This is a genomic window from Methylocystis sp. Se48 (assembly GCF_056269425.1).
Genome location: NZ_CM149850.1, coordinates 3,252,911 through 3,264,060 on the forward strand (window position 1 = coordinate 3,252,911; position 11,150 = coordinate 3,264,060).

The 11,150-nt window shown below is 64.6% G+C and carries 8 protein-coding genes and 2 pseudogenes; 2 read left to right on the forward strand and 8 right to left on the reverse strand.

Features of this window, described 5'->3' with window-relative positions:
* Positions 1–88: 88 nt before the first annotated feature.
* Positions 89–1,483 (reverse strand): annotated as a pseudogene (locus ACV959_RS15770) (IS5 family transposase).
* A gap of 125 nt (positions 1,484–1,608) precedes the next feature.
* On the opposite strand from ACV959_RS15770, the pseudogene ACV959_RS15775 reads away from it, so the two are divergent.
* Positions 1,609–1,962: pseudogene (locus ACV959_RS15775) on the forward strand (IS5/IS1182 family transposase); the annotation flags it as partial.
* 253 nt (positions 1,963–2,215) lie between these two features.
* Here ACV959_RS15775 and amoB read toward each other — a convergent pair.
* The 6 genes from amoB to ACV959_RS15805 form a co-directional block, all read right to left on the reverse strand.
* Positions 2,216–3,475 (reverse strand): bacterial ammonia monooxygenase, subunit AmoB, encoded by a 1,260-nt coding sequence (gene amoB / locus ACV959_RS15780; RefSeq protein ID WP_475737510.1) that lies wholly within the window; start codon positions 3,473–3,475, stop codon positions 2,216–2,218.
* Between the two features lie 162 nt (positions 3,476–3,637).
* Entirely contained in the window at positions 3,638–4,396 is a 759-nt protein-coding gene (gene amoA, locus ACV959_RS15785; RefSeq protein ID WP_475737511.1) for a bacterial ammonia monooxygenase, subunit AmoA, read from the reverse strand.
* A gap of 327 nt (positions 4,397–4,723) precedes the next feature.
* Positions 4,724–5,494, reverse strand: coding sequence for a bacterial ammonia monooxygenase, subunit AmoC (gene amoC / locus ACV959_RS15790; RefSeq protein ID WP_475737512.1), 771 nt, complete (start codon positions 5,492–5,494; stop codon positions 4,724–4,726).
* Positions 5,495–6,064: 570 nt separating this feature from the next.
* Positions 6,065–6,544: a 2-amino-4-hydroxy-6-hydroxymethyldihydropteridine diphosphokinase gene (gene folK, locus ACV959_RS15795; protein ID WP_475737513.1), complete on the reverse strand. Its 480-nt coding sequence runs from the start codon at positions 6,542–6,544 to the stop codon at positions 6,065–6,067.
* A 2-nt stretch (positions 6,545–6,546) separates the two neighbouring features.
* Positions 6,547–7,407, reverse strand: a complete 861-nt coding sequence (gene folP / locus ACV959_RS15800) for a dihydropteroate synthase (protein WP_475737514.1) — start codon at positions 7,405–7,407, stop codon at positions 6,547–6,549.
* Positions 7,400–7,774 (reverse strand): 4a-hydroxytetrahydrobiopterin dehydratase, encoded by a 375-nt coding sequence (locus tag ACV959_RS15805; protein ID WP_475737515.1) that lies wholly within the window; start codon positions 7,772–7,774, stop codon positions 7,400–7,402. The genes folP and ACV959_RS15805 overlap by 8 nt, the downstream gene beginning before the upstream one ends.
* A gap of 122 nt (positions 7,775–7,896) precedes the next feature.
* Between ACV959_RS15805 and ACV959_RS15810 the strand changes: the two genes are divergently transcribed.
* Positions 7,897–8,865, forward strand: coding sequence for a beta-ribofuranosylaminobenzene 5'-phosphate synthase family protein (locus ACV959_RS15810; RefSeq protein ID WP_475737516.1), 969 nt, complete (start codon positions 7,897–7,899; stop codon positions 8,863–8,865).
* Here the strand turns inward: ACV959_RS15810 and ACV959_RS15815 are convergent.
* Positions 8,862–11,141: a hypothetical protein gene (locus ACV959_RS15815; RefSeq protein ID WP_475737517.1), complete on the reverse strand. Its 2,280-nt coding sequence runs from the start codon at positions 11,139–11,141 to the stop codon at positions 8,862–8,864. The genes ACV959_RS15810 and ACV959_RS15815 overlap by 4 nt on opposite strands.
* Between the last annotated feature and the right edge of the window lie 9 nt (positions 11,142–11,150).

The window sequence follows — 11,150 nt, forward strand, 5'->3', positions numbered from 1 at the left end:
TCACTGTCAGCCAGGGCGGCAGAATCGGGCCAGGTAGTAGTTTGCCGGCAAGTCGCCTCTTGATATAGTCGACCGTGAAGAACGCCGCTCAGGGGGCGATTGACTGATTTTCTGACCGATCAGCGTCATCCAACGCGGCGAGCAAGAGAGCGTCCAAAAGGGCCAGCCATGCGAGGAGTCGTCGGAAGTTGTAGCCGGCGGCGGCGAGGACGGCGTTCGCGGCGTCGCCTTGCGTATGGGCGAGATGGTTTCGGCCCATTCGATGCTCGGCCTTCGGATGGCCGATGAACGGCTCGACGGCGGAGCGGCGTCTCAACTCGCGTTTGATCGATTCAGTCACGCGTCGTCGTTGCCCCGAGATGAACGCCCGAAACAGATGCGTCGGCGTTGCGTTGTGGTCGCGATAGCCGAGGTCGGCGACGACGCGCGTGATCCTCGCGCCGATCTGCTTCTCCATCTCGGGAAGCACGACGGCGAGCGTATGGCCGTCGTAGGGATTGCCGGGCAAGGCCTTCACATGCGTGACGTGCTGGCCGCCATTCGAGCGAAAAAGCGTCGTCGCCGCCGACACTTTGACGCCGAACTCATAGGGCTTGTGCGCCTTACCCTTGCCAATTCATTCGACTTCCGGCGCGTGCAGGCTATAGACCTTCCTGCCCCTCTGCTTCTGGCGCCGCTCGCGCACGCGGTCGGCCAGATAGAGCGGGCGGCGAAAAATGTTTCGCAACGCCTCGCTGTCTCTGATCCGGCGCGAGATATCGCGCTCGACGCGGCCGAGATAAGTCCTGATCTTGCGCAGCGCCTTGTTCGCGCGCTTGAACTGCTTGGCGTGGGCGTAACGCTGATGGGCGATCAGCGCATGCTTGCCGATGCGCTCGTAGGACTGGCGCAGAACGACGCCATGCTTCTCGGCGAGGCGCACCAGTCGTTCGCTCGCGCGATGCATCAGCCTGGCGTCGGTCGGAAAGGCGACCGCCTTCTCCTGCACGGTGGTGTCGACGATGACCTCGGAGAAGTCCAACGGCTTCGCCGCGCCGGTTCGCGTTGCGACGCAAAGGCTCTCCTGCGCCAGCGCCGCGAGCTTCTTCTCGCCCATGCGCTGGCGCCAGCGCGTCAATGACCAGCGGTCGAAGGTTAGCCTGTGCTGGAAGATCTCCTCGCCGCAAAAAAGCTGAAAATACGGGTTTTCCAACCAGCGGTCGCACAGCGCCTCGTCGGAGAGGTCGTGCATGTGCTTGAGGATGGCGAGCCCCGCCATGAGCCGCGTGGCCAACGGCGGGCGCCCCGGAACATCGGCATAGACCGCCCCGAAGCTCTCCTCCAAAAAGCCTCAATCGATGGTCCGGGCGAGCTTCGCCAGCGGATGGCTCATGTCGACGATCTGATCGAGCCGCGCACGAAACAAGTCCTTCTGTCCGCTGTCCCGGCGCTCTTTCGGCCGCGTCGCGAGCCTCCCTCGCCGATATCGAGGACGGGAAAGAATCACAACAACGCCGCCGATCAATTTGCAAGGAAACCGACCCAAACACAGGCGAAGCTTACGAAAACGATTGCGTCGGCTGCGCCGAAAAACCGCCTCACATCAGAGCCTTCCGAGTGGTTCACGGACGACTCAGCAAGGCCAAGGCGCGGCCCGATGGAACGAAGCCCCCGGTCGACGTCGCCATCCCGACCTTCGGCTATCAGAACCATATCGCGATCGACCGCGGTTTCGGCTTCATCGGCCGCATTCATCGCAAGAAGCCGAAGGGGCGCCCCATGCCCGACGCCGTCCGTCGGGCGAACGCCATGAAATCGACCGTGCGCTCGCGCGTCGAGCATGTCTTTTCCGGGCAGAAGGAAAGGATGGGCCTTTTCATCCGAACGATCGGCGTCGCGCGCGCCAGAGTCAAAATCGGGATGGCCACCCTCGTCTATAATTTCAAGCGGCTGGTCTTCTGGCGCAGGATCGCCGCCGCCTGAGGCTCCGCCCAGGCGGAGCGGCGCTGCTGGCGCACGCCAAACTCATCCCCCCCGACGTTCCCGACGCGAAAACACGACGCCGTCGACAGTCACAACGTGTTGATGGAAGCGTCCATCTCGTTTTGTAAGGGCAATGTGAGGCGAGCTCAAAAATATTCTGTGGCGCGTTGGCCCGAACGGTTCACCCCCCCCAAAAAAGCTCCGGCCGGATTTTCATCCGGCCGGGCATATTTAGTTGGCGATTGAGTTTCGCTTAGGGCATGTCGCCGGCGACGAACTTCGGAATCACCGGGCCGCCGATTTCAGCCGCGAAGCGCTTGCCGTCCGGCGTGAAGAAGAACAGCAGGCCGCCGATCTGGCTGTCGGTGTCGTAAGCCAGGTCCGACAGACGCTCGATGTCCCAACGCGCGTCCTGGATCTTCACGACGATTTCCTTCGACTCGCCAGGGGCGATCGTGTCGTCGTTCGACAGACCGCGGTCGGCAAGCAGGTAATCCGGGAAGTCAGGCTTCGTGGTGAACACCGACGGGTTCAGGAAGCGCAGGCCAGCCGCCGTATATTCGCCGAGGCGAACCGGCTGCGACGTGCCGTTCTTGACCTTCACGTTGATCGTCAGCTCGCGGCCCGGAACCTTGTAGACGCCGCCGTTCAGTTCGGTCGTCACCTGCTCCTTGCCCACGCCCGCCGTGCCTTCCGTCTCGATCGGCGTCAGCGGCTTCTGCAAGCCAGCCTGAAGCGGGATCGTGCGCGGGAAGGTCGAGTTCGTCACGGCGTAACCAACGATCGTCGCGAGGATCGTCAGAGCCAGAACGATCGCGCCAATGCGGCGGTCGTCGTCGCCAATCACGGCGTCCGGCTTGCCTTCCGCAACGCGGATATACGACGCGATGATGCCCTTCCGGACAAACCAGAACAGGATCCAAGCCGCGCCAATCGCCATCCACGGCAGATGCCACGCGTAAACGCGCGAGATGCCGTAGTTCTCGAGGTCAACCGTCGAACCGTCGAGGAGCGTCACCGGGTCGGTGAAGTCCTTCATGTCGCCCTTGATCTCAATCCACTGGCCCGGGCCGATGATCGGACCGCCGCCTTCGACGTTGATCTGAGCGTGAACGTGCCAACGGCCGGCGCGACGGCCCCGCAGGTTGATCGAGAACGCGTAGTCCTTGCCGATCTCCAGCGAAACAGAACGCGGAGCGAACTGCTCCCCGATGAACTGCGCCGTGCGAACCAGAACCGGGCCGGGCTCGCCGGCGTTCAGGAACGAAACGCGCGGGTTCGCAACAGCCTGCGGCCACGCCGAGAACACGTGGACCTTGCCGGACAGAACCATTTCCTCGTTGACGTTCACCGTCGTCTTCGACCACGCGACGTCATACCAGTTCAGCGTGCGCATGCGAAGGAACGCCTGCTGCGACTTCTCGCCGTGCGCCGAGGCCGGAGCGACAGCTCCCAGCGTCGCCGCAACAGCAGCCGCCGCGCCAATGGCGGCGAGCTTGACTAGCTTTTTCATGAACAAACCTCCCAGGTTCCTCTTCCGGCCGGCGCCTCGCGCGCCAGCCGCTTTTTCATCCGCAAAGAGAAAGGCCAAATCGGCGATCCAACCAAATCCGCCCTGCGTCTTGCTTGTCAGGTTCGGCCGACCGGCCTCGCGAACCCCCGGCCGAAACCCGCATCAGATGGTGTCGATGACCTTCGTCGTCGAATACCAGCGGCCCATGAACCACCAGAGGAAATACACCATCATCGAGACGAAGCCCGAGAAGAACGCCGCAACCGGCACAACGTCCTTACCGAACGTGCGCAGCGTGCCGCGCTCGACCATGCGGATGTATTCCGGCATCGACGTGCGGACGAAGTGGAAGCCAATCAGATCGGCCAGGGTCATCAGCTGACCATGCTGCTCCGTCGCCTGGTGGAAGGCGGCGATCGCCGGCCAGTTGTTCGGATAGAACAGCAGACCCCAGCCCAGCGAACCGACAACCGCCGTGATCACATAGGAACCCGACAGAAGCAGGATCACGTCGAGCCAGATCGCCGGAACGATCAGAGCGGACGGGAACACCAGGCTGATCGGGAAATAGGTCCAGCCCCAGAAGTTGACGTAGCGGTTGATCCACTCGCCGATCAGAAGGCCCAGAGCCGCGAAAACGGCGCCAAACGGAAGGCGGAAGTTAACCCACCAGAAAGCCTGCGACGCCGCGCAGAAGGTCACGCCCAGAATCGGCACGACCGTCGGCCACATACGGCGATCCTTCCAGTCAATCCAGAAGTCCCAGTCGCCCGCCGTCAGCATGAAGTGGACGTGGTAACCGCCCAGAACGGCGAAAAACAGCAGAACAAGAAGCATCCAGTCGACCGACTGAACGCAACCCGCCGCCTCGGCGACGGAGTTGAACGGACCGACCGCCCCCCCGCTTTTCGATTGTGACATCACTCTTCTCCTTGGTGTTTCTCGAGCGCCTCGCAGCCCCGAGATTTCTTGTTGCCGCCAAACCCGGGTCCCTCATAGGCCCCGAAATTGGCCCCGGACGTCGGAACGCATCCCGCCGGCCGGCCTTTCCTCACGCTGCGCCTCTCGGCGAAGCGCCGCGAAACCTTCCCGTTCTCCAACCCAGGGCTCAACCCCGGATCTCGACACAGACGAAACCTCCCCAGCCGCCTCAGGCAGCCAGATGAAACCCGCGCCCATGTCCGTTAAGAAAAAATCCCGCGCTCAGACTTCCGCTCGCGCCCGAAGGCGCGAGCGGGTCATCCAACCTTACTCGGTGAGGAGGGCGACGCCTTCCTTGCCGATCAGCGCATGAATGCGCATCAGGATCTGAAGAACGACGCCGAACACGCCCAGCGCCATCCAGCCGAAGAACACGAAGCCCCAATGCAGCGGAGCGACGAACAGCTCTTCCATAAACCAGAAGGTGTGGCCCCACTCGTTCAGGCCAACGTTCGGGATGATCATGAACGGGCCAATCGCGACGATCAGGAACGCCAGCGAGTAGCCATGAGCAAAATACGGAATGCGGGTCTTCGCATAGAAGAACGCCCCAACCGCGATCACCGAATAAATCGGGTAGCTCATGTAGAACTCGATGATGTGCGACGGCGTGAAGTCCGTGTCACGGATAACCGTCATGTGCCACGTGCCGTCCTGCTCCGTGAAGAACGACGCGCCCCAGTAAATGGCGATGCCGTAAACGACAAGCCACTGAACCAGAACAACCAGACGGCGCATCTCTTCGCGCGGCGTCACCGCGTCGACGTTGCGGTCGCGCGTCTTCCACAGATAGCCCGCAAGAGCCAGACCAGAAACCAGCTCCAGAGGAATCTCGGTCCAAAGGATCGACATCCAGTAGGTCTGGAATTCCGGAGCAAAAGAGTCCAGGCCAGCGCGCCAGCCGAACACCTGCTCATAAATGCGAACGATCAGATAAAACGTGTTCAGAAGCGCAAGGCCAATCCACATCCCACGCAGATCGACTACAGCTTCCGAGCCAGCAGCTACGCCAGTAGCTGTGCTAGTGGTCGAGCTCATATTTCAACTCCTCCTATGTGCTCCCAGGGATATGCGCGTGACCGGTATCGCTCCGCCTCCCAGAACAGAGCTGCTTCGTCCTCGTTTTCGTAAACGTTGGGCAGGTCCCGTCCTCAAAACGAAAACCACCGCCCTACCGCCCTTGTCTTGCGCAGCCCCCAACCCGTCCCAGCCCCCCCAGATCAATTCCAGAGAAACCAAAACAAGCCAGTTCAGCCGCTTGTTGTTATCGGACGAACACCGACGTCGCCGCCTAAACAAAGCCCCAATCCGACCCTCCCGGACCAGACCGCAGACCCCGTTTAGCGTGGCCCAACCATTCCCCCTCCCCAACATAATGACAATACCCACAAGAATGGAAAATAACTGTCTATCGAATAGTAATAACAACCCCAGTGGATAGGAAAAAAACTATCCTATGGGCTTGAACGCGGTTTCTGGCCAGCGCTTTTTAGTCACCGCAATAATGCATGTAAAACATCCATATATGATCAAATTCCGCGCGTTCGGACACAGGGAAACGGCGATCATGCTGCAATGCACTATGACCAACCGTCGGGGGTAGGCCCGTCAACCCTCTTGCCAGGGTCTGACGCCCGTCAAATCGACCGCATCGCGCGCCCGAGCGACGGACTCGCCGTCGAGAACGAGATCGGGGGCGATCTCCGCGAGCGGCAACAGCACGAATCCCCGGGAGAACAACTCCTTGTGGGGCAAGGTCAGCTCCGGGTCGTCCAGCGTATGGTCGCCGAGAAACAGAATGTCGACGTCGATGAGCCGCGGCCCCCACCGGCGCGTCGGCTCGCGTCCCATATCGGCCTCGATCTTCTTGACCGCGGCAAGAAGCTCATAGGGGGAAAGTTCGGTCTCTCCGATCGCGCAGGCGTTGGCGAAATCGCCCTGATCCGGGTCGCCCCACGGCGGCGTTCGGTAAATCCGAGAAATTGCAGTGAGTTTTGCGATTTCGCGCTCTTCCAGCAGCGCCAGCGCCCTGCGAACGTTGGACGGCTTGTCGCCGATATTGCTCCCCAGACCGAACCCGACCCGCATGACTATCCCCCCGCCGCGGCCGTCCGCAGCGCCTCGAAAACCTGAAACGCCGCCCGATGTTCGGCGACATCGTGGACGCGAAAAATTCGGGCGCCGTCCGTCGCGGCGATCAGATTCGCCGCCAGCGTGCCCACGAGGCGGCCCTCGACCGATCCATCCGGCAGATCCTTGAAGATTGATTTGCGGGAAACCCCGATCAGCACGGGAAAGCCCAGCTCTGAAAGGCGCGGCGTCGCCCGCAAAGCCTCGTAATTCTGGCGCCGGCTCTTGCCGAAGCCGATTCCCGGATCAAGGGCGATATGCGCTTGCGAAACGCCCGCCCGCCGGGCGATTTCCAGCGAACGTTCGAAAAAACGCAGCATATCCGAGACGATGTCGATTTCCGGATCCGCCGCCTCGCGATTGTGCATGACGACGGCGCCGGCCCCGGCCTCGGCGATCGCGGGCGCCATGTCCGGGTCGCGCTGCAGGCCCCATACGTCATTGACCACCGCGACGCCGACGGAGAGCGCGCGGCGGGCGGTGACCGCCTTGTAGGTATCGATCGAAACGGGCGCGCCAGCCTCATTCACCAGCCCCGCGAGGAGCGGCGCGAGCCTCGCCCATTCCTCCTGCTGCGGAACCGGCGTGTGGCCCGGCCGGGTCGATTCGGCTCCGACGTCGACGATGTCGGCGCCCTCGGCGACGAGCTTCTTCGCCTGGGCGAGCGCCGCCTCCTTCGACGCGAAAAGCCCGCCGTCGGAAAAGGAGTCCGGCGTGACGTTGACGATGCCCATAATGGCCGGCCCCCGGCGGACGGCGGCGAAAAATCGGTCCCGGGCGACGGCGATCGCCGGCCGGTCGAAGCAAAGCGTCTCAGTCATACTTGATGTAGGCGAAGCGCTGATCCGTTTCGGGCGTGCCTTCCAGCGCGCCGCCCTCCTTGCCCGGCCGCCAGCAGACGACCTCCTCGATCTTCTTCGCGAGTTCGAAGTCCTTGTCGGTAATGCCCTTGGCCGTATGGGTCATGAGCTTGACCTCGACCCAGGCGTAGGAGGCGGCGATGTCCGGATGGTGCCATGCGGCCTCGGCCAGATGGCCGACCGTATTGATCGCCATCAGCGTGCCCTTCCAGCTATGAGTCTTGTATTTGCGGCGAATCCAGCCGTTTTCGTAACGCCAGTGCGGCAACTCCCGCGACAGCCGTTCGACGACCTCGCTTTCGGGAATGGCTTTTTCTTCCTTGCTCATCTCGACTCCCCAGAGATCATGCGCGTCCGGTCCCTGGCCGGATCGGCGCGCGGCTTCTTTCGCCTGAGGCAGATATAGCCTAAACCGGCGGGAAGTCTTGTTCGATCGACACAGGGAGCGACATGGCGGCCAAAGTGAGCGTCGCGGCGACGGCCCGGCTGCATCTCGGTTTTCTGGACCTGAACGGCGGCCTCGGGCGCAAGTTCGGCGGCATCGGCCTGTCGCTCGACGCGCCAGCGACGCGGCTGACTCTGGCCCGCGCCGCCGCGAACAGCGTCGAGGGGCCGGAAAGCGCGCGGGCGACGCTGCTTCTGGAAAAGGCGCAGGCCGCTCTGGCGCCGGGCTCCACGCATGAACTCATCGTTCACGAGGCCATTCCCGCCCATTCCGGCTTCGGCTCCGGCACACAGCTCGCCCTCGCGGTGGCGACGGCGCTGCGGCGGCTGGAAGATTTGCCGCATGATTCGGCCGCCGACGCGGCGATCATGTCGCGCGGGGCGCGGTCGGGACTAGGCGCCGGCCTTTTCGCCGCGGGCGGCGTCGCCGTCGACGGCGGGCGCGGGCCAGACACGCTGACGCCGCCGGTGATCGCCCGAGCCGAATTTCCCGAAGACTGGCGGGTGCTGCTGGTTTCCGATCCCGCCGCTACGGGTTTGCACGGGAGCGACGAAAAAGAGGCCTTCGTCGCCCTGCCGCCTTCCTCCCCGCAGGAGAGCGGCGAGCTCTGCCGCCTCGTGCTGATGCAGGCGCTGCCGGCGCTAGCCGAGCGCGCGCTCGCGCCCTTCGGCGCGGCCGTGGCGCGGATTCAGGAGATCGTCGGCGACTATTTCGCGCCCCGCCAGGGCGGCCGGCGCTTCGCCAGCGCGCGGGTGGAGGCGGCGGTCGGCCGGCTGACGCGCGAGGGCGCGACAGGCGGCGGCCAGACCTCCTGGGGACCGACCGGCTTCGCCTTCGTCGAGAGCGAGGCCGCCGCCCGCGCCATCGTCGCGCGGGTCGCGGCCGAGGCGCGCGCGGAAGGGCTGGAGATCTCGATTCGCCGGGGACTCAACCGCGGCGCGACGATCGACGCCGTTTACGCGCAGATCGCCTAACCCGGCCGCTGCGAGATTTCCCTCAATAGCCCGCGCATCGGCTCGAAAGAAAACCGCACCTCATGCCGCCCCTCGGGGATCGCCACGGCGCGGAAGAGCACATTGGCGCGCAGGATCGGCGCCTCCTCCCCGTCGAGCGTCGCGAACCACCACGGGTGAAAGACGTCGTAGAGCACGAGCCAGCCCCCGCCGGGCGGCGCATGGGCCTCGACCGCGACCGCCGCATTGCCATAAGAGACGATGCGCGCCCGGGCGGCGTCCGCGGGCGCGTCCTTGCGCGTATGGCAGATCGGCGGCTCCTCCAGCAGAACCGTTTCGCGGTAATCCGCCTCCGGCCAGTCGCCGGTTTCGACCATCCGCGCGAAATCGACATGCATGGCGCAAGTCGCGACCATCACGCGCGGAAAGGCGCTTTTGTTCTCATAGACATGAACCTTGCCGATGCGGGTCAGCTCGGCGAAGTCGCCGGGCCGGTAATTCTCGTCGATCTCCTCGATCGGAACGCCGGTCGCGACAAAGCGCAGGCCGAGCATGTCGGAGAGCGGCGAGCGGTATTTCGGATAGAGCTTGGAAAACTCGCGCTGCTCCGGCAGCGCCAGATGGTCGCCCGCGCCGGTCGCGTCCTCGAAAGGCTTGAGGCGAATCGGATTGTAGCCGAGGTCGTGATCGAGACCATGAACCAGCGTCGCGTTCGGCCAGTGGAAGTCGATCGCGGCGAGCTCCACCCGGTCGCGCCGGTCCGGGGCGGCTGTCTCTTTTAGTCTCTCCTTCAGAAAGGCGATGATCGCATCTTTCGAATCCGCGCGGAGAACGTCGAACTGCTCTGGCGGCAGGGCCGTCGATTCGTTGGGGCCGTTGTTGACTGCGAGATCGGCCGTCGACAGCGCCGCAAGCGCGCCGAGCAGCGCGCCCCCCCGAAGCCGGCCGGAGCCGGCGGCGAGCGCGAGCGCCGCGGCGCCCGCCAGAAAGACGGCGCCGATCGCGAGCGGCGCCGCCGCCTGCGCGAGACGCCCCTTCATCTGCGCATAGCTGGCGGCGAGGGCGAGGAGGCCCGCGAGGGCGGCTCCGAGCCACAGAGGCCGCGGCGGCGACGCGCCCCGCTCGACGAGGGTCAGGCCGTAGCCGGACAGGACCGCCAGCGCGAAACCGAAAAGGAAGGTCGCGTCCGCCGGACGCCGCCAGAGATCGACGCCGGGGATTTGGTAGAAAAGCGCGAAGGCCGGCGTGTAGCGGCCGAGCGCGTAAAGCGCGAAAAAGACCGCGGCCGCCGCGAAGAAACGCGCCTCCCTGCCCGCGAGAAAGCGCCGCCCCATGGCGGCGAGCAGCGCGACGACGGGAACCGCGCCAGCGTAAACGTCCGTCATGTTGCGGGCGAGGAAAAGGTCCGGCTCGCCGACCGGCGGCCCCCAGAAATCCTTCAGCGGCCCATCCGTGCCGAACAGATTCGCCGAGATCAGGGTCAGGAAGGAGGCTGGCGGGAGCGAGCCCTTGTGCGCGCCGTCGAGATCGATCTCCGGCCGGTTGGAGTTGGCGGCGAGCTCCAGGGTGAAGGCGAGTGGAACGGCGATGATCGCCGCGCCGACGACGGCCCCGGCGAGGAGCGGCGCGACGGCCGCAACGGCGGGCGCGTCGTCGGTCGCGACCCGATAGAGCGCATAGGCGGCCAGCATGAGCACGCCCAGGTAGGCGACCTGATCGCGCCCGAGCACGAGAAAGGCGGCAACCGCGCCCGCCGCCGCGCCATAGGCGACGGAGCCGCGATCGAGCGCGCGCGCCAGCAGCCACAGGGTCACAGGCAGCCAGGCGAAGCTCATCACCTGCCCCGTATGCTGGATGCGCCAGGCCGCCGACCCGCCGAAGGAGAAGGCGAGCGCCGCGACGAAGGCGCCCGCGGCGCTCCAGCTCCGGTCGCGAACATAGGCCATCAGCGCCAGCCCGCCCATCGCCAGCATGGCGAAGACGATCGCATCCTCGAGCGCGAAGGAAGGCTCGGGCGCGAGCGCCGCGGCGGCGAGGAAAAAGGGCGCGAAGATCAGCGACTGCGGATCCGCGATCTGCGGCATGCCCGCAAAGACGTTGGGCGTCCAGAAGGGCGACTGGCCGGAATGCAGCGCATGGGCCAGAAAGGCGAATTGCGGCAGGAAATGCGCCTTGGCGTCCCACGGGATCGTCACCCGGCCGGAGAGCCACGGAAAAGCGAGCGCGACGGCGCACAGAAGATAAAGCCCCGCCGCAAGGCCATGCGGCTCCTGATTGTCGTCGACTTCCCGGTTCACGTCGCGCGA